This window comes from Thalassospira lucentensis, assembly GCF_050516545.1.
GTDB lineage: Bacteria > Pseudomonadota > Alphaproteobacteria > Rhodospirillales > Thalassospiraceae > Thalassospira > Thalassospira lucentensis_C.
Genome location: NZ_CP191544.1, coordinates 3,760,293 through 3,779,294, shown reverse-complemented (window position 1 = coordinate 3,779,294; position 19,002 = coordinate 3,760,293). Strand labels below are relative to the sequence as shown.

Genomic DNA, 19,002 nt, shown 5'->3' with positions numbered 1-19,002 from the left:
GAAGATGCTGACTGGACAGTCGCACTCATCAGATAGCGCAGAACATGTCGCATCGCAAACGGCTTTGCCAAGGGCAGAAAGGGTCGGACCAACAATTCTGGCCATCGATACGGCATCAACCTCCATGTCGACCGCCGTTTTGATCAATGGCGAGGTCAAAGGCGAATTGTATGAGGATATGGATCGCGGTCAGGCCGAACATTTGATGAGCTTCATTGCCCAAAGTCTTGAAGCCGCCGGGATCGGGATTGACGAGGTTGACGGGATCGCGGTTACGGTTGGACCGGGCGCGTTTACCGGCATGCGCATTGGTCTTTCGACGGCACGTGCACTTGGTCTGGCGCGGAAAATTCCGGTGGCCGGGGTCAGCTCGCTTGAAGCGGTGGCCTATGGCGTATCCGAACGGGATCAGCAAGGGCGCAATATTCTGGTAGCCCTTGATAGCAAGCGATCCGAGGTTTTTGCCCAGGCGTTTGATGCCCGTAAAAAGCCATTAAGCACTGCAGAATGTGTTCCCCCGCGTCAGGCGCTTATGATGGCGCCCCCGGGCGATACATTGCTGGCCGGGGATGCAAAGCCACGCCTTTTAACCGCAGCGGCCCATGCGCCGGATGCGTTTTATGATTGCAGTGCGCCCGGTTTGCCGCGCGCGGGCAATGTTGCACGTATTGCAGCAGAACGTTGGGAGAGTGGTGAAAACCTTCCGCCTGTTCCAATGTATTTACGCGCACCTGATGCAAGACGCATTGAAGATCAGGGACCCCAGAAAAAGAAATGAGCCCGTCAGCACAACGAGATTACGCCACCACACAGCGCCCGCAGATTGCGGTGGTGCCGCTGACGGCGGCCTTTGCCGAAGTCGCCAGTGCGCTGCATAAGGAAGGGTTTGAAGATTGCTGGGATGCGGATGCCATCATTCGATTGCTTGATGTGCCCGGTGCCTTTGGCTTCTTGGCGTTTCGTCCCGGGAATGAGGCAAATCATGACAAAGACGAGCCGTTGGGATTTGTGCTGATCCAGTCGGTTCTGGATGAAGCCGAAATTGTAACCATCGTGGTTGGCAGACAAGCGCGGCAATCAGGTGTGGCGCGAAAATTACTTTCAGCGGTGTTTGACCGGCTCCGCGACAAGTGCATTGGACGGTTGCTTTTGGAAGTGGCCGAAGACAATGCACCGGCCATCGCACTGTATCTTCAATACGGATTTGAAGAGGTCGGACGGCGTAAGAATTACTATCGCAGAAAGTCCGGTCGTGAAGTTGATGCGCTGGTTATGGAACACACCCATGGCCATTGTGTATTGGGTTGGGGCGATTGACCTTGAGCGCCGACCTTAAATTTCCTATATCCACATTAATGGTGTGGTTTTGCAGATCAACCTGTTGTACTGTAAGCCCGCATTGGAGCTGAGAGGTTGACTATCCCTTGCGGATTGTTAATCGAAAGGTTCCCGGTGTTTCGGCAATTTCGACCAGTTCGATGACGTCGTCGCCCATCTCGGTAACCGAGCGCGGAACGTTTTTTAGCGGTTCACCAGCGCCCAGCGTTACCTCAAGAACCTGACCTTGTGTCATGGTTTCAAGTTTGAGGCGGGTACGAACAAATGTCATCGGGCAGACATCCTTGGTGATGTCGATTTTCTGGTCGGGGTTTTTGATGTCCATGCGGGTCTCCTGCCTTGGTGCGCAAATGTGAAGTAGCGCCCTTATTGACGGGTGGCAAGTGGGACACAGGAAGATGCCGTTATTATGCGATTATGCCGGTTTTGGCACAAATGGTCGCGGGAATACGAATTTATCGTGAATTGAACCTTGCGATATGTGGCGGATTTTTCAATATTCAGCCACAAGAGAGCGAAGCCTAGGGGTGAAGTCCTGGCTGGGGACAGGCGGAAACGGAAACGAGATTAGAACAATGCTTGCAGAATCAACCATCGAGCAAAAATGCATCGACGCGGGCCTTAAAATGACGGGTCAACGCCGGGTTATTGCCCGTGTGCTATCAGAGTCCGAAGATCACCCGGACGTAGAGCTGGTATATCGCCGGGCGACTGACATCGATCCGAAGATTTCGATTGCGACTGTTTATCGTACCGTTCGCCTTTTCGAAGAGGCGGATATTCTTGAGAAACATGATTTCGGTGACGGACGTGCGCGTTACGAAGAGCTGACCGAAGAGCACCATGACCACCTGATTGATATGAAATCGGGTGAGGTGATCGAGTTTTCAAACGACAAAATCGAAAAGCTTCAGGAAGAGATCGCCAACGAGCTCGGCTATCGTTTGGTCGGGCATCGTCTTGAGCTTTATGGTGTTCCTTTGAAGACTGACAAGTAATCGTCTCTTTCAACTGCACCTAAGACTGACTAAATTCAAGGCCACTTGCGCATTCGGGCAAGTGGCCTTCATAATTTTGTTACGCGTTATTCACAAACCCTTCACTCGCCCTTCACGCAAATCTTGCGCAAAATCTGGGCAGATGAACAAAAGGGTGTTGTCATGCGCGACGAAAGACCGCTTCAACGACTTGAAGTCCGCCTTGCGGAAAATCAAGACGAAATTCTCGCCAGCCAGAAACTCCGCTACAAAGTATTTTACGAAGAACGTGGTGCAAAACCGACCGCAGAAATGGCGGCCGAGGAACGCGATTTTGATCACTATGATCCGCTTTGCGACCACCTTCTGGTTCTTGACCATAGTCGCGGCATTGGCCCGGACGCGGTGGTTGGGACCTATCGCCTTTTGCGCCAGTCGGTTGCCAATGAACATGGCGGCTTTTACAGCGCGGATGAATACCACATCGAAAGCATGCTGAACGCGGTAAAGGAAACCGGCGAGATCATGGAACTTGGTCGTTCATGTGTTGAGGCCGATTACCGCACCATGCCGACCTTACAGCTTTTGTGGCAGGGCATCGCGGCCTATGTTTTCAAATACGACATCAAACTGATGTTTGGTTGTGCGTCCTTCCACGGGACAGACCCGGATGCGTTCAAGGATGTGCTGACCTATTTGCATCACAACCATCTTGCACCCGAAGACATGCGCCCACGGGCCATCGAAGAACGGTATGAGCCGATGCTGCGGGCTGAGATTGGCGGCATTGATCAACGTCAGGCCCTGCGTGACCTGCCGCCGTTGATCAAAGGGTATCTTCGTCTCGGTGGTTTTGTTGGTGATGGCGCGGTGATTGATCATCAGTTCAATACCACGGACATTTGCATCGTGTTACCGACTGAAAAAGTAACGGATCGTTACTACAAGCATTACGAACGGACCGCGAGGGTATCGTGAACTGCTATGTGTGTGCCGCTCTGCGGCTGACAGCCTATGCACTTTTGACGTTGGTCTTGCTGCCGGTTCAGATGGTGGCGATTGCGTTTAACCTGCGTCTGGCGGATGAATTGCCGCGTTTTTATCACGCATTGTGCCTGCGCATCCTTCATATCGAAGTCCGTGTATCGGGCGGGGATTTGATGGATGGTCCGGGTGTGATTGTTGCCAATCACGCGTCTTATCTTGATATTCCGGTGTTAGGCGCGCTTACCCGCGGCAGTTTCATTGCCAAAACCGAAGTCGCCAGCTGGCCGGTATTTGGTGTTTTGGCAAAACTGTCGCGCACAACCTTTGTTGAACGCCGTGCGGTGCGGTCCCGCGAACAGAACGATCAGTTATGCCAGCGCTTGCAGGGTGGAGATAAACTGATCCTGTTCCCGGAAGGGACCAGCAATGATGGCAACCGGGTTCTGCCGTTCAAATCGACTTTGTTTGCATCGGCCGAACGGGCCATGCCCGATGGCTCACCGGTAAAGTTCCAACCGGTTTCAATTGCGGCCACCCGTCTGGACGGTGCGCCAATCGGGCGCGATTTGCGGGCGTTCTATTCTTGGTACGGGGATATGGACTTGGCCCCGCATTTGTGGCAGTTTCTCGCGCTCGGCAAGGTGACGGTTGAAATTGTGGTTCATCCGCCCGTGACTCTGGCAGATGCGGCCGGGTCCCGTAAGGAACTTGCCCGGATGTGTGAAGCCAGCGTTGCCCGTGGACATCAGGCAGCATTGAGTGGTCTGCATCAAGGGGTTCCGGTTCAACTGATTGACAGTGATTTGTCTGGTGAGTTGATCGGGTGTTCACCGCTGGCGATTATTTCAGAAGATTTTCGCCTGTTTGGTCCGGATCGACGTTCGGCTCCTGACCGTTTTGCCGTATAATAAACCGGTTGGCGTGAAATTGGGTTTCACCTGACCGGGAATTCAGATATCGAGATGTCCAGAAAGTTCCGGTCATATGAATATGCGGAACTCAAGCGCGGTGTGAGAGATCACACCGCTTTTCGGCGTTTTGAGAGAGCGAAACGGATCTGGTGTGACTGAACCGAAGAAACTTTTTGTAAAAACCTATGGCTGTCAGATGAATGTCTATGACAGTCAGCGCATGCAGGATGTCTTGGCGCCACTGGGATACCAGTCGGTCGACAGTGCAAAAGATGCGGATATGGTGATCCTCAATACCTGTCATATCCGTGAGAAAGCAGCAGATAAGGTGTTTTCCGATCTTGGGCGTGTGCGCAAACACAAAGAAGCCAAAGAGGCCAATGGCGGCGATAAAATGATTGTCGCGGTGGCGGGTTGTGTTGCGCAGGCCGAAGGTGCGGAATTAATGCGGCGCGAACCCATCGTCGATATGGTGTTTGGCCCGCAGACCTATCACCGTCTGCCAGAAATGGTGGCGCGCGCAAACCGCGCGATTGGCCGTGACCGGATCATTGATACCGAATTCCCGGCTGAGGAAAAGTTTGATCACCTGCCCGCCCAGATATCGAAAAAAGGCTATTCGGCGTTTCTGGCCATTCAGGAAGGCTGCGACAAGTTCTGCACATTCTGTGTCGTGCCCTATACCCGTGGTGCGGAATATTCCCGCCCCGGTGCGGATGTGATCAAGGAAGCCCGCCAGATTGTTGCCCAAGGGACCCGTGAGCTGACCCTTTTGGGGCAGAATGTAAATGCCTATCACGGCGAGGCGCCGAACGGTGGGGAATGGTCACTTGGCCGTTTGCTGCGCGAATTGGCCGAGATTGAAGGATTGGAGCGTATTCGTTACACGACGTCCCATCCACGCGATGTTGATGATGATCTGATTTCCGCCCACCGTGATCTTGATAAACTGATGCCGTTTTTGCATCTGCCGGTACAGGCCGGATCGGACCGCGTGTTACAGGCAATGAACCGCAAACATGATGGCGCGGATTACCGCGAGGTTGTGGCAAGGTTGAAAGATGCCTGCCCGGATTTGGCGTTATCATCGGACTTTATCGTCGGGTTCCCCGGGGAATCGGATAAGGATTTCGAAGACACGATGGATATCGTGCGCGATATTACCTTTATTCAGGCGTTCAGCTTTAAATACAGCCCGCGTCCGGGAACCCCAGCATCGGCAATGGAATTGCAGGTACCTGAAAAGGTCAAAACTGAACGGATTATGCGCCTTCAGGCCCTTCTGGCCGAGCAGCAGCTTGAATTCAACCGCAACTGCGTTGGCAAGGAAATGAATGTGCTGTTGGAACGGTTTGGCAAACTTGAAGGCCAGCTTGTTGGTAAAAGCCCTTATATGCAGCCGGTTCATGTCAGCGGATTGCCGGAATCGGCAATGGGCCAGATCGTGCGGTTGAAAATTACTGAAGCGCTGCCTAATTCCCTTGGTGGCGAACTGGTCGATACCCCGAAAAGCGACCAGAAATCTGAAAGGAACGTTGCGTGAGCGGCACTTCTGCGAAAACCACCAAACCAAAAGTCGCGACCAAAAAGCCCACACCGAAAAAGATTGCGACCAAAGACCAAGATAAAATTGAGTTTTCAGATAATGCGCTTGCGCAAATCCTTTATGGACCACAGGCCGAGAACCTGACCCGCCTTTCTGAAGGAACCGGGGTGCAGGTTTCAAGCCGTGGCTTGGTTGTGACCTTAACCGGTGACGCCCAAAAAGTTGCCCAAGCCAAAAAGGTTCTGGCACAGCTTTATGCGCGTCTGCGGGAAAAGGAAATTGATCTGATTGATGGTGAAACCGTCGATGGCGCGATCCGTTTGTCCGAGCCCGATGATGAAGATCCATGGAACGGCCAGACCAAAGATATGTTTGGCGGATCACGACTGACCATTCAGACCAAAAAACGCCGGATTTCGCCGCGCTCCAAACGCCAAAAAGATTATGTCGAGGCGATCCTTGATAACGAGCTGATCTTTGGCATTGGTCCGGCTGGTACGGGTAAGACCTATTTGGCGGTCGCCATGGCCGTTCAGGCCTTTATCCTTGGCCAGGTGGATCGCATTATCCTGTCGCGTCCGGCGGTTGAAGCTGGCGAGCGGCTTGGTTTCTTGCCCGGTGATTTGAAAGACAAGGTCGATCCGTATCTTCGTCCGCTTTATGACGCTTTGCATGACACGCTTCCGGGCGATGTCGTGATCAAGCGCATGGAAAGTGGCGAGATTGAAGTCGCCCCGCTTGCTTTCATGCGCGGACGAACGCTTGCACATGCTTTTGTCATCCTTGATGAAGCCCAAAACACCACGCCGATGCAGATGAAGATGTTTCTGACCCGTCTGGGCGAAGGATCGCGGATGGTGATTACCGGTGATATGACGCAGGTCGATTTGCCCGACGGGACAAAGTCGGGTTTGCGCGATGCACTTGAAACCATTGGTGACGTCAAAGGTGTTGCGACGATCAAGTTCGATCAGCGCGATATTGTCCGTCACCATTTGGTGACCAAGATCGTTCAGGCCTATGACGCGGCGGACGAATTGCGCGAACGGCTGAAAAAAGGCTATCGCGGCAAAAAGGACGATGCCAACAAGGATGCGGACAATGACGGCACCGCTTGATCTTGATCTGGATGTCGAAGCCGGTGCTTGGCAAAAGGCCGAGATTGACGCGATAGAAGCGGCCGTGATTGCCGCCCTTGATGGGGCGCTGGCCGACGGTGCGCTTTGGGATGAAAATGCCGTTCCAACCGATGGCACGGCTGATGAAGGCGACGGTGCGTCGCTTTTATCTGTTGCCCCGGTGGTTGAAGTGGGCGTGCGTCTTTCTGATGACGCATCGGTGCAGATCCTGAACCGGGATTACCGCGATAAGGATAAACCAACCAATGTGTTGTCCTTTGCCGCCCTTGAAAGCGCGGATGATGCCGATGCCTTCATGATGGCACCTGATATGCCTTTGATGCTTGGTGATATTGTCATTGCGCGTGAAACATGTGCCCGCGAAGCGATCGAGCAGAACAAGTCTTTGAAAAATCATCTTGTTCATCTTGCCGTTCATGGCACGCTACATCTTGTCGGTTACGATCATATGGTTGATGATGAAGCCGAAGAGATGGAAGAACTTGAACGACAAATTCTTGCAGGCCTCGGGATTGATGATCCCTATGCCCCGATTGAAGATGAGCCGGTTTAGATAGGCCGGTCTAGATACAGCGTTCGTTTGAATTAAAGGATGTCGAACCCGACCCATGAACGATACCAGTCAACGCGACGACGACCACGACAGTATGCGCCCTCGCACTGGCGAGGATACAAATCAGGACGCCGAAACAGGCTCCTTATGGGGTAATATGGCCTCGGCACTGGGGTTCAAGCGTGGCAAGTCCCGCAATGGCGAAGCATCGCTGAGCGATACGCTTGAAGAACTCGCCGAGCGGACCGAAGAAGACGACGAGCCGGTTTCGCTCCACGAACGGTCCCTTTTTGAAAACATCATTGCCCTTCGCGACATGACGGCAGAAGACGTCATGATCCCGCGTGCCGATATCGTGGCGGTTGCCAAAACCATCGAACTTGAAGAACTGGTCGAGGTGATGGTCAAGAAGGCGCATTCACGTCTGCCGGTCTATGGCGATACGCTTGATGATATTGCCGGCATGGTTCACATCAAGGATGTGTTGGGTTGTGTTGCAGCGGGACGGGAATTTAGTCTGCAGGCGCTGTTGCGCCGGGTCTTGTTTGTCTCCCCGGCGATCCGTGTTTTGGACCTTTTGTCGGAAATGCGGTTGTCACGCACGCATATGGCGCTTGTCGTTGATGAGTTTGGCGGCATTGATGGTCTGATCACGATTGAAGATCTGGTCGAGGAAATCGTTGGTGAGATTGATGACGAACACGACATTGATCAAACGCCCAAACTGATCCGTCTTTCAGATGGATGTTACATTGCCGATGCGCGCTATGAGGTCGAAGACCTTGAAGAAAAGCTGTCCTTTGGCTTGCTTGACGAAGATGAAGACGAAGATATCGACACGCTTGGCGGGCTTGTCTTCTCGCTTGCCGGACGGGTTCCGGCCCGCGGCGAGCTGATTGATCATCCAAGTGGTATCCAGTTTGAAGTGCTTGATGCTGATCCGCGCCGAATTCGCAGATTGCGCATTCATATGGTGCGTCAGGACACGCTCACCCCGGCGGATGAACATAGTATTCAGGCAATTCAGGAAAAATTGGATGATTAAGACGGTGGCGACGCGTCTGGCCGGTCTTTCTGGCTGGCGCAGGCGTTTTGTCTGGTTGATCGCCGGGGCGGTTGCGGTGTTGGCGCTGCCGCCTTTCTTTTTGATCCCCGTTTTACCGGTCTGCTTTGCGATCCTGCTTTGGAGCCTTGAAGGTGTCCGGTGCAACAAGGGTGCGTTGTCGGCAGGGTGGTGGTTTGGCACCGGACATTTTGCCGCAGGGTTTTACTGGATCAGTCATGCCTTTTTGGTTCAGCCGGAAATTTACGGCTGGATGATCCCGTTTGCCTTGCTTGGGCTTGGCGGCGGACTTGCGATTTTTCCAATGTTGGCCGTTTGGGCAAGCTGGCGTTTGACAGATGGTCTGGTGCGGCGCGCCGTGTTGCTTGCTGTGTTTTGGGCGGTTTCTGAATATTTGCGTGGTCATATCCTGACCGGGTTTCCATGGAACCTGTTGGGTCATATCTGGGCAATTGATCCAGCCCCGATGCAATTTGCATCCATTGTCGGGGTCTATGGATTGTCATTCGTCACGGCATTGTTTGCGACCCTGCCTGCGGCGATGATTTCGGGAAAAGGGGGGCGAATTGTCGCCTTTTCCGGTGTTTTGATTGCGGCGATGCTTTGGGGTGGCGGGGCCTTGCGGTTGTCACTTGTTGGTCCGGTTGGGTCAGACGTTGCACTTTCAGAGCTGTCCCCGGACGTGCCGGTGGTTCAGGTTGTTCAGCCCAATATCGCGCAACGTGACAAATGGCGCCCGGAACTGCAAAACCAGCATTTCACCAAGCTTATTGAAATGTCGCAACGCCCTGAGGGCATGAGCCCGTCCCAAAAACGTATTGTCATCTGGCCAGAAACGGCAGCGACCTTTTTCGTTGAAACCCAAACGACGGCCCGAATGCAGATGGCAGAGACGTTGGGACCAGACGATATCCTGATTACTGGCGCACCCAGAACCTATCCCCGTGATACGGATGAATACAAGGTGTGGAACGCCATTCAGGTGATCGATGCCAGTGGCGAGATTGTCGCGAGTTTTGACAAATTCCATCTGGTGCCGTTCGGCGAATATGTGCCGTTCCGATCCATTCTACCCCTGCCAAAATTGACAGCCGGCGGGACAGATTTTTCAGCCGGTCCAGGGCCACAGACCCTTTCGGTCAACGGGATGCCCAGCTTTTCGCCGCTGATTTGTTATGAAATCATTTTCCCCGGAAACGTAGCGGATGATGAAAATCGACCCGATTGGCTGTTGAATGTGACCAATGATGGTTGGTTTGGTGACAGTGCGGGCCCATATCAGCATATGGCAGCAGCGCGTTTTCGCGCGGTCGAAGAAGGGCTGCCATTGGTAAGGGCGGCCTATACCGGTGTGTCGGTTTTCTTTGATCCGTATGGGCGTAAACTGGCCGACCTGCCCTTAAGAACAAGGGGGGTAATGGTTCACCCCCTTTTGAGTGATAAAAACCATACTACAGTATATTATTTGTGGCGGGATATTCTATTTTACGGTATTGTTACCTTCTTCGCCGTTCTCGTTATGGGATATAACCGGGTGTCAAAATCCCTCTAGACGGCTGTGAAACGCACCAAACCGTCCAGAGATTGTCCCATCTCAATAAGGACGGGTAGGTCGGAGTGAGAGAAGGAACAACTTTATGTCGCCCAAGGATGAAAGCACGATGGTGAAAAACACACGTGGTCGTGGCCGTGGCCGGACTGCAAGTGGTAAACCAAATCCTGTCGATATACATGTTGGTGCGCGTGTGCGCCTTCGCCGAACCCTGCTTGGCCTGAGCCAGGAAAAACTGGGTGAGGCAATTGGCCTGACGTTCCAGCAAGTCCAGAAATATGAACGTGGTGCCAACCGTGTTGGTGCATCGCGTCTTTATGATTTATCGCGTGTTCTTGAAGTGCCGGTATCGTTCTTCTTTGACGATATGCCTGACGAAATTTCGTCGAAATCGGTCCATGAACGCCGCGAAATGTCCGAAAGCCCGGATCCGTTTGACAATGATCCGATGAATAGACGCGAAACGCTTGAACTGGTGCGCGCCTATTACCGGATAACCGATCCCAATCAGCGCAAGAAAATTTTTGAACTGGTCAAGTCAATGGGTGCTTTGCAAGCAACTGATTCTGATCAGAAATAAATTTCCCGTGCAGCAGGTTAATCAAAGACGCATTTCGTAGGTTACGAAATGCGTCTTTTCTTTTGGCGCAACATGGCCGCCTAGCTATGCAATTAGTCGGTTACGAATTTGCGACGATGATGCTTGACCTTCAAATTGTGATCAGGCAAAAGCGACATGCAGTTTGAAACATAGCTGCATCATGTGGACGGATTTGGACCGCTTGCCACCACACAAAAAAAGGCTAAGTGGGCGCTATCGATACATTAGAATGTATCGGGAGCCCTCCGGTCCAGTTTTGGAAACCCATTACCGGAGAAGGTCTTAATGTCTCTTTCCGAATATCTTTTTACCAGTGAATCCGTCTCGGAAGGTCATCCGGACAAAGTCTGTGACCGCATTTCCGATTCCATCGTTGATGCATTCCTTGCTGCGGATGAAGATTCGCGCGTTGCTGTTGAAACGCTTGCGACCACCAACCGTGTGGTTCTTGCCGGTGAAGTACGTGGCCCTGAAAGCGTGACCAAAGAGGTCATGATCGAAAAGGCACGTGAAGCCATCCGCGCAATTGGCTACGAGCAGGAAGGCTTCCACTGGAAGACCGCCGAAATCGAATGCCATGTGCATGAACAGTCTGCCGATATCGCGCAGGGCGTTGATTCTGCTGGCGAAAAAGACCTCGGTGCTGGCGATCAGGGTATTATGTTTGGTTACGCTTGTAACGAAACCGATGAATTGATGCCTGCCCCAATTCAGTTTTCGCACCGTATTTTGCGCGCAATGGCTGAAGACCGTCATTCGGGCAAATCTGCCCAGTTCGGTCCGGATGCCAAAAGCCAGGTAACCCTGCGCTATGTCGACGGTAAGCCGGTTGGCGCGACGTCGGTTGTGGTTTCGACCCAGCATGCTGATGGCATGAGTCAGGATGATGTACGTGCACTGGTTCTGCCTTACATCGAAGCGGCCCTGCCAGAAGGCTGGTTGCCGTCGGCTGATGAGATTTACATCAACCCGACCGGACGTTTCGTTATTGGTGGTCCCGATGGGGATGCTGGTCTGACCGGCCGTAAGATTATTGTTGATACCTATGGTGGTGCTGCACCGCACGGTGGTGGCGCATTCTCTGGTAAAGACCCGACGAAGGTTGACCGTTCGGCTGCTTATGCTGCGCGTTATCTTGCGAAAAACGTGGTTGCAGCCGGTCTTGCAGAACGTTGCACGATTCAGGTGGCGTATGCGATTGGCGTGTCCAAGCCGTTGGCACTCTATGTCAACAATCACGGCACGGGTAATGTTGATGAAGTGAAACTTGGCGGCGTTTTGCGTCAGTTGATGGATCTCAGCCCACGTGGCATCCGTGAACATCTTTCGCTGTGCCGTCCGATTTATGTTCCGTCCTCGGCTTATGGTCACTTTGGCCGTCAGCCGCAGGAAGACGGTCAGTTCTCTTGGGAACGTGCCGATCTTGTTGGCGAACTGAAATCCGCATTCGGCGCCTGATCATAAGGCAGCTGCATTGCAAAAGTGCGATTTGCCAAAGTCGCATGACGTGATATGAGGCGGGCGGCCCAGAAAATTGGGCCGCCCGCTTTGATTTTGTCGGTATGGCCATCTCGTTGGCGATGCTGCAATGACCGATTTGTCCCGACTCTGACCGGCTGATACGACCATGCGCAATAAAGACCGCCCGATTCCAACACCTGATCGTCCGAACTTTTATGGCCGCCGCGGCAGCCGGCCGCTGAAAGATTCGAGGAAGGCGCTGGTAGATGCCATGATGCCAAGCATCGGGATCAGCTATCCGGATGTTGAAGGTGTCGATCCCAACAGCTATTTCGATGGCAAACCTGATCAGGTGTGGCTTGAGATTGGCTTTGGTGGTGGAGAACATCTTGCGGGTCAGGCCGAAGCCAATCCAAATATTGGAATAATTGGTGCAGAACCGTTCATGGATGGTGTCGGCAGTCTGATGCGTCACCTCAATGAACGCAATCTGACTAACGTCCGGGTGGTCGCAGATGACTCGCGTCCGTTGCTCTATAAGATGGTTGATGCCTGTTTTGATCGCGCGTTTCTGTTGTTTCCCGATCCTTGGCCGAAAAAACGCCATTCAGAACGGCGCTTTATCGGGCCCAAGAATCTTGCCTTGCTTGCCCGTATTCTAAAAGACGGGGCCGAGTTCCGGGTGGCCAGTGATGATATGCAATATATCTCCTGGACCTTGCAGCATATGCACAACCATCCTGATTTCGAATGGCTGGCCGAAAGGCCCGATGACTGGCGTTTGCAGCCTGCCGACTGGGTTAAAACCCGCTATGAGCAAAAGGCGCTGGGTCAGGGCAAGAAATGCAATTATCTCCGCTTCCGCCGCAAACCGCGTCAGGCTTGATTGCCTTCTCAAACCGGTTTGACTGGTTTGGGCCGGGGAGTCGGTGTGATTGAGCCGTTTTGTGCAAGATGACGCACAAAACGGATGGTTCAGGGCAGCCGTGCGATCAGGGCATGGCTTATAATCGCGGTTTATGTGCGTCTTTATCGTTTCGTAAAGAATTCAGCCGATTGATGCGCAATGTCGCAATCCTTTGCATTTGAGGCGGGTGATGTTTGCCGATGTCGGTGGATTAACACCAGAAAACCAACGCTTTGCCTATGGCGGCGACATCCCGGATCGGGAATGTGGTTTGCGCATTCACGCCGAGATTCGGCGCGTAAGGCAAGGTGAAGTGATCAGGATTGCTGTCTTGTGCAGAATCCTTGGGTTGAATGGCTTGGTCCGCCTGTATCCCGACTTGATTTCTGCGCAAACCGACTGTATAAAGCGGCCAAGCTTTTTGTAAATTCTGACAAAGAGTGGGCCTTGCGCCCGCTCTTTTGTGCTTTTTGGGGTATGGCATCGCTACATGGCTGAGCTGATTGGACAAATGTTAAGAGACCCTTTGATGGCGAAAGTCACGGCAATTATCGAGCCGTCGATCAACGCGCTGGGTTTTGAACTGGTCCGTGTTTCCATGACGGGACAGGACCATAATATCCTGCAAATCATGGCAGATCGCCCGGGCGCGAAAGGCAGCATCAACGTTACTGAATGCGCCGAAATCAGCCGTACGGTTTCTGCCCTTATGGATGTCGAGGACCCGATTTCAGGTGCTTATCACCTTGAAGTCAGTTCCCCGGGGATCGACCGCCCGCTAACCCGTGCCACGCATTTCGATGTGTGGAAGGGTTTCGAGGCAAAGGTCGAACTGGTGATGGCTATTAATGGTCGTCGCCGTTTCAGCGGTTTGCTGGATGGGATTGAAGATAGTGCGGTCGCCCTGATTGTTGATGGCGAACGTGTCTTGTTGCCGCTGGCCGATATCGCAAAGTCGAAATTGGTTCTGACGGATGAATTGATCGCGCACGTCACCGGTGAACGCCGCGCTGACGACAACGCAGAATAGAGGTTGGATATGGAAGCCACTTCGGGAATGCCGCGGCCGGAACTTTTGCAGGTCGCTGATGCCGTTGCCCGTGAAAAGGGCATTGATCGTGACGAGGTTCTTGGCGCGATGGAACAGGCCATCCAGAAGGCTGGCCGTTCCAGATATGGTCATGAGCATGATATTCGTGCCCACATCGATCGTAAAACCGGTGAGATCAAACTCGCACGTTTTGTCGAAGTTACGGATGAAATCGAAAACGATTTTACCCAGATGTCACTCGAACAGGCGCGTATTCGCAACGAAAACATCAATCTTGGTGAATTCCTGATTGATCCGCTGCCGCCGATTGACTTTGGGCGTATTGCTGCCCAGACCGCCAAACAGGTCATCGTTCAGAAGGTTCGCGACGCAGAGCGTGAACGTCAGTTCGAAGAATATAAAGACCGTGCAGATGAAGTCATCAATGGCGTCGTCAAACGTGTCGAGTTCGGCAATGTTCTGGTTGATATCGGCCGTGCAGAAGCCATTCTGCGCCGTGAAGAACTGATCCCGCGCGAAACCGTGCGTCAGGGGGATCGCGTTCGTGCGTTTATCCTTGATGTCCGTCGTGAACAGCGTGGCCCGCAGATCTTCCTGTCGCGTACCCATCCGACTTTCATGGCAAAACTGTTTGCCCAGGAAGTTCCGGAAATTTACGACGGCATTATCGAGATCAAATCGGTTGCCCGTGATCCGGGTTCGCGCGCCAAAATCTCGGTTCTGTCTTCGGATACCTCGATTGACCCGGTCGGTGCCTGCGTCGGTATGCGTGGTTCACGCGTACAGGCCGTTGTTGCCGAACTTCAGGGCGAGAAAATCGACATCATCCAGTGGTCGGAAGACCCGGCAACCTTTGTTGTGAACGCATTGGCTCCGGCCGAAGTCACCAAGGTTGTGATTGATGAAGAAACCAACCGTATCGAAGTTGTTGTTCCAGACGATCAGCTGAGCCTGGCCATTGGCCGTCGTGGCCAGAATGTCCGTTTGGCATCCCAGCTGACCGGTTGGGATATCGACATTCTAACCGAAGAAGACGAAAGCGAACGTCGTCAGGAAGAATCACGCAAGCGCGCGGAAATGTTCATTACCGCCCTTGATGTTGACGAAGTTGTTGCACATCTTCTGGTCGCCGAAGGCTTTACCTCGATCGAGGAAGTCGGTTATGTGCCGCTGGCGGAACTGGCTGAAATCGAAGGTTTCGAAGAAGAAATCGCCGAAGAGCTGCGCACCCGTGCACGTAACTTCCTGTCGGAAGAAGCCGAACGTCTTCAGACGCGTCGTGAAGAACTTAAGGTTGCTGATGATCTGGTCGAATTTAACGGCCTGTCGTTGGGTGTCGTTGTTCGCCTTGGCGAGAACGAGGTTAAAAACCTTGAAGACTTCGCCGATCTGGCAAGTGACGAGCTGATCGAATATGTCGGTGATGCCGACAACATGACCATGGATCAGGCCAACGACCTGATTATGGCAGCCCGTCGCAAGCTTGGCTGGTTCGAAGGTCTTGAAGAAGAGACCGAAGAAACAGCTGAAGAAGCGGTTGAAGGCGAAGAGGCTTAAGGCCGATCGGAGGACACCATGTCGCACCGTAAAGGCGACAAGGTAGCCGAAGTTCCGGAGCGCCGGTGCATTGTCACCGGCGAGGTCCGGAACAAGGAAGATCTTCTTAGGGTTGTAATCGGACCGGATGGTTCGGTTGTTCCCGATCTTGAAGAACGGCTACCGGGGCGGGGATTATGGTTGTGCCCGTCGCGGGATGTGGTAAATACCGCCTGTGCAAAGAATACCTTTGCCCGGGCGGCACGGCAAAAAGTCGTGATCGACCCCGCGCTTGCTGACCGGATCGAGCAGCTGCTAACGCAGAAATGTCTTGATCTGCTGTCGCTTGCGCGACGTGCCGGTCAAGCCGTTGCCGGTTTCGAAAAAGTCCGGGCCCAAATAACTGAGGGCGCGGCAATGATATTGGCAGCACGCGATGGTGCTGCAGACGGAAAATCCAAGATCGAGGCCAAGGCCCGGTATCTGCCGATTTATTCCGTTCTGGATGCTGCTGAACTCGGCGCGGCTTTTGGTCGCGAAAAAGCAGTACATGTGGCCGTTGCGCCAGGAGGTCTGGCCACGCGGCTGGGTCGTTCCTTGACGCGGCTTGAAGGATTTCGCGCAGTCTGAGATCAGACATGCGCCGGACGGACAGGACAGGATCGGCATATAGGCTTGATCCCGCAGGAAATGAGGAAGTTGGACGGATTATGAGTGATCGCGATCAGGAGAAGAAACCGCTGAGCCTCAACAGATCGAAACTTGAATTGAGCAAGACGGTCGAGGCAGGGCAGGTTCGCCAAAACTTCTCGCATGGACGGTCAAAATCTGTGACCGTCGAAGTGCGTAAGAAGCGTACATTCGAAAAAAACGAATCCGGTCGCTTCCGTGAAGTGAAAAAGGATCTCGTTGCTGAGCAGGCAGCGGTAGAAGCACCAGCACCGGAAGTAAAGCCGGAGCCGGTTGAAAAGCCGAAGCCGAAACCGCGTCCGGTTGTTGAAGATCATGGCAACCTGACTGACGGGGAACGCGCTGCACGTATGGCTGCTTTGAAGGCTGCTGAAGAGCGCCGCAAGCAGGACGAAGCAGCTGCTGAAATCCGTGCCCGCGAAGACGCTGCACGCAAAGTCGAAGAAGACGCCCGCAAAGCAGAAGAAGCCAAAGTTGCTGAAGCTGCCAAGCAGGACGAAGCACCGGCCAAGGATGATTCTGAATCCATGTCGGTTGAAGAAGTCGAGAAAAAGCTCGCTGCTTCGACGGCAAAGGGCAAACCGTCCAAGCCAAAACCGGTTTCCAAACCGAAAGCTGTCGAGAACGTCATTCAGGGTGAACCAGCCGAACCGCTGGTCCCGGAAGAACGTCGTCGTACAGCACCGGCTGATGCGAAAGCAAAAAGCCGTAAGGAAATCGACGAAGAAACAGCGCGTCTTGCTGCGCGTAAGCGCGCCGAAGAGGAAGCAAATGGTGCCGCACGTGCCAAGACCAACGATGGTCGCCGTCGCGGCAAGCTTTCGATCAATAATGCAATGAGTGGTGATGAAGGTGGCCGTCGTCGTTCGATGGCATCAATCAAGCGCCAGCAGGCAAAAGCAAAGGCCCGTGCACAGGGTCCGCAGAAGCCAAAAGAAAAAATCGTACGTGATGTCATTATTCCTGACGTAATTACCGTTCAGGAACTGGCCAACCGTATGGCGGAACGTGCAGCTGACGTGATCAAATCTTTGATGAGCATGGGCGTTATGGCGACCATCAACCAAAGCCTTGATCCTGATACCGCACAGCTTGTTGTCGAAGAATTCGGCCATAACATGCGCCGCGTTTCGGATGCCGATGTTGAAGAAGCACTGGTAACTGCAGACGACAATGACGAGCAGCTGATTGCCCGTCCGCCAGTCGTGACCGTCATGGGCCACGTTGACCATGGTAAAACATCCCTGCTTGATGCCTTGCGTGCAACGGATGTTGCCGGTGGCGAAGCCGGTGGTATCACCCAGCATATCGGTGCCTATCAGGTCACCATGGCAACCGGTGCAAAGATCACCTTCATCGATACACCCGGCCACGCCGCATTTACCGAAATGCGTTCGCGCGGTGCGAAAGTTACCGATATCGTGATCCTGGTTGTTGCAGCCGATGACTCGGTCATGCCCCAAACGATTGAAGCCATCAGCCATGCCAAGGCAGCTGGTGTGCCGATGATCGTTGCGATCAACAAAATCGATAAGCCGGGTGCGGACGTAACCCGGGTTAAAACCCAGCTGCTTCAGCATGAAGTCGTGGTCGAAGAAATGGGCGGTGACGTCCAGGCTGTTGAGGTTTCTGCCAAACAGCGTACCGGCCTAACCGAACTTGAAGAAGCAATCTTGCTGCAGGCTGAGGTTCTTGACCTTAAAGCCAACCCGCAGCGTGTTGCCGATGGTGTGGTTGTTGAAGCCCGCATGGAAAAAGGCCGCGGTCCGGTTGCGACCGTTCTGGTTCAGCGCGGAACCTTGAAAACCGGTGATATCTTTGTCACGGGTGCAGAATGGGGTCGTGTTCGTGCTTTGGTCGATGACCATGGCAACCGTGTTGTCGATGCTATTCCGGGTGTACCGGTCGAAGTTACCGGCCTGAACGGTGTTCCGTCTGCAGGTGATGACTTCGTCGTTGTCGAAACCGAAGCCAAAGCCCGTGAAGTTGCTGACTTCCGTCAGCGCCGCATTCGTGAAACTCAGGCTGCTGCGATGAAAAAATCCGCGCTTGAGAACATGTTTGCTCAGAGCGGCGAAGTTAAAGAACTTCCGATCGTCATCAAAGGTGACGTGCAGGGGTCGGTCGAAGCTCTTATCGGGACCTTGCAGAAGCTTGGAAACGAAGAAGTTTCGGTACGTGTTCTGCATAGTGGTGTTGGTGGTATCAACGAATCTGACGTGACGCTGGCCCGTGCATCCAATGCACTGATCATTGGCTTTAACGTGCGTGCAAACCAGCAGGCCCGTGAACAGTCCCGCCGCGACAACGTTGATATTCGCTACTACTCGATTATCTATGATGTAGCTGATGACATCAAAAAGATGCTGTCGGGCATGCTGTCGCCGGAAGTTCGCGAGAAATTCCTTGGCTACGCAGAAGTCCGCGATCTGTTCACCATCTCTGGCAACAAAATCGCCGGTTGTATGGTTACCGAAGGGACCGTCAAGCGCGGTGCCGGTGTCCGACTGCTGCGCGACAACGTGGTTATTCACTCGGGCGAACTCTCGACCCTGCGTCGCTTCAAGGACGAAGTTAAAGACGTCCGCGAAGGTTACGAATGTGGTATGTCGTTCGCCAAATACAACGACCTTCAGGTCGGCGATATGATTGAGTGCTTCGAGAACGAGGAAATCGCCGTCGAACTGTAA

The 19,002-nt window shown here is 53.4% G+C and carries 19 protein-coding genes; 17 read left to right on the top strand and 2 right to left on the bottom strand.

Features of this window, described 5'->3' with window-relative positions:
* Positions 1 to 4 precede the first annotated feature (4 nt).
* Both tsaB and ACQ0MK_RS17285 read left to right on the top strand, forming a co-directional pair.
* A complete protein-coding gene (gene tsaB, locus ACQ0MK_RS17290; RefSeq protein WP_430476042.1) occupies positions 5 to 778 on the top strand; it encodes a tRNA (adenosine(37)-N6)-threonylcarbamoyltransferase complex dimerization subunit type 1 TsaB in 774 nt (257 codons plus the stop codon).
* Positions 775 to 1,317, top strand: a complete 543-nt coding sequence (locus tag ACQ0MK_RS17285; protein WP_430473658.1) for a GNAT family N-acetyltransferase — start codon at positions 775 to 777, stop codon at positions 1,315 to 1,317. The genes tsaB and ACQ0MK_RS17285 overlap by 4 nt, the downstream gene beginning before the upstream one ends.
* Before the next feature lie 100 nt (positions 1,318 to 1,417).
* Here ACQ0MK_RS17285 and ACQ0MK_RS17280 read toward each other — a convergent pair whose 3' ends face one another.
* Positions 1,418 to 1,663, bottom strand: a complete 246-nt coding sequence (locus ACQ0MK_RS17280) for a sulfurtransferase TusA family protein (protein WP_430473657.1) — start codon at positions 1,661 to 1,663, stop codon at positions 1,418 to 1,420.
* Between the two features lie 250 nt (positions 1,664 to 1,913).
* On the opposite strand from ACQ0MK_RS17280, the gene ACQ0MK_RS17275 reads away from it, so the two are divergent.
* From ACQ0MK_RS17275 to trmB, 11 genes are all read left to right on the top strand, one after another.
* Complete coding sequence (locus ACQ0MK_RS17275) at positions 1,914 to 2,336, top strand: Fur family transcriptional regulator (protein ID WP_350040986.1); 423 nt, start codon at positions 1,914 to 1,916, stop codon at positions 2,334 to 2,336.
* A gap of 162 nt (positions 2,337 to 2,498) precedes the next feature.
* Positions 2,499 to 3,293, top strand: a complete 795-nt coding sequence (locus tag ACQ0MK_RS17270; RefSeq protein ID WP_350040985.1) for a GNAT family N-acetyltransferase — start codon at positions 2,499 to 2,501, stop codon at positions 3,291 to 3,293.
* On the top strand, positions 3,290 to 4,210 hold the full coding sequence (locus tag ACQ0MK_RS17265; RefSeq protein ID WP_430473656.1) for a lysophospholipid acyltransferase family protein: 921 nt from the start codon (positions 3,290 to 3,292) through the stop codon (positions 4,208 to 4,210). Before ACQ0MK_RS17270 ends, ACQ0MK_RS17265 begins: the two co-directional genes overlap by 4 nt.
* 154 nt (positions 4,211 to 4,364) lie before the next feature.
* A complete protein-coding gene (miaB, locus tag ACQ0MK_RS17260) occupies positions 4,365 to 5,756 on the top strand; it encodes a tRNA (N6-isopentenyl adenosine(37)-C2)-methylthiotransferase MiaB (protein ID WP_430473655.1) in 1,392 nt (463 codons plus the stop codon).
* 62 nt (positions 5,757 to 5,818) lie between these two features.
* Positions 5,819 to 6,877, top strand: coding sequence for a PhoH family protein (locus ACQ0MK_RS17255; protein ID WP_430476041.1), 1,059 nt, complete (start codon positions 5,819 to 5,821; stop codon positions 6,875 to 6,877).
* Positions 6,861 to 7,451, top strand: a complete 591-nt coding sequence (gene ybeY, locus ACQ0MK_RS17250) for an rRNA maturation RNase YbeY (RefSeq protein ID WP_350045135.1) — start codon at positions 6,861 to 6,863, stop codon at positions 7,449 to 7,451. Before ACQ0MK_RS17255 ends, ybeY begins: the two co-directional genes overlap by 17 nt.
* Positions 7,452 to 7,545: 94 nt before the next feature.
* On the top strand, positions 7,546 to 8,496 hold the full coding sequence (locus tag ACQ0MK_RS17245; protein ID WP_430476040.1) for a hemolysin family protein: 951 nt from the start codon (positions 7,546 to 7,548) through the stop codon (positions 8,494 to 8,496).
* Positions 8,489 to 10,066: an apolipoprotein N-acyltransferase gene (lnt, locus tag ACQ0MK_RS17240; protein ID WP_430473654.1), complete on the top strand. Its 1,578-nt coding sequence runs from the start codon at positions 8,489 to 8,491 to the stop codon at positions 10,064 to 10,066. Before ACQ0MK_RS17245 ends, lnt begins: the two co-directional genes overlap by 8 nt.
* A gap of 85 nt (positions 10,067 to 10,151) precedes the next feature.
* A complete protein-coding gene (locus tag ACQ0MK_RS17235; protein ID WP_430473653.1) occupies positions 10,152 to 10,646 on the top strand; it encodes a helix-turn-helix domain-containing protein in 495 nt (164 codons plus the stop codon).
* Between the two features lie 306 nt (positions 10,647 to 10,952).
* A complete protein-coding gene (gene metK, locus ACQ0MK_RS17230; RefSeq protein WP_430473652.1) occupies positions 10,953 to 12,125 on the top strand; it encodes a methionine adenosyltransferase in 1,173 nt (390 codons plus the stop codon).
* A 169-nt stretch (positions 12,126 to 12,294) separates the two neighbouring features.
* Positions 12,295 to 13,014 (top strand): tRNA (guanine(46)-N(7))-methyltransferase TrmB, encoded by a 720-nt coding sequence (gene trmB / locus ACQ0MK_RS17225; protein WP_430473651.1) that lies wholly within the window; start codon positions 12,295 to 12,297, stop codon positions 13,012 to 13,014.
* Positions 13,015 to 13,246: 232 nt separating this feature from the next.
* On the opposite strand, the gene ACQ0MK_RS17220 is transcribed toward trmB, so the two are convergent.
* Positions 13,247 to 13,546, bottom strand: a complete 300-nt coding sequence (locus ACQ0MK_RS17220) for a hypothetical protein (RefSeq protein ID WP_430473650.1) — start codon at positions 13,544 to 13,546, stop codon at positions 13,247 to 13,249.
* An 18-nt stretch (positions 13,547 to 13,564) separates the two neighbouring features.
* Between ACQ0MK_RS17220 and rimP the strand changes: the two genes are divergently transcribed.
* From rimP to infB, 4 genes are all read left to right on the top strand, one after another.
* Positions 13,565 to 14,065: a ribosome maturation factor RimP gene (rimP, locus tag ACQ0MK_RS17215; RefSeq protein WP_350040976.1), complete on the top strand. Its 501-nt coding sequence runs from the start codon at positions 13,565 to 13,567 to the stop codon at positions 14,063 to 14,065.
* Between the two features lie 9 nt (positions 14,066 to 14,074).
* Entirely contained in the window at positions 14,075 to 15,643 is a 1,569-nt protein-coding gene (gene nusA, locus ACQ0MK_RS17210; RefSeq protein ID WP_350040975.1) for a transcription termination factor NusA, read from the top strand.
* Positions 15,644 to 15,661: 18 nt separating this feature from the next.
* A complete protein-coding gene (locus ACQ0MK_RS17205) occupies positions 15,662 to 16,252 on the top strand; it encodes an RNA-binding protein (protein ID WP_350040974.1) in 591 nt (196 codons plus the stop codon).
* An 80-nt stretch (positions 16,253 to 16,332) separates the two neighbouring features.
* Positions 16,333 to 19,002, top strand: a complete 2,670-nt coding sequence (infB, locus tag ACQ0MK_RS17200) for a translation initiation factor IF-2 (protein WP_430473649.1) — start codon at positions 16,333 to 16,335, stop codon at positions 19,000 to 19,002.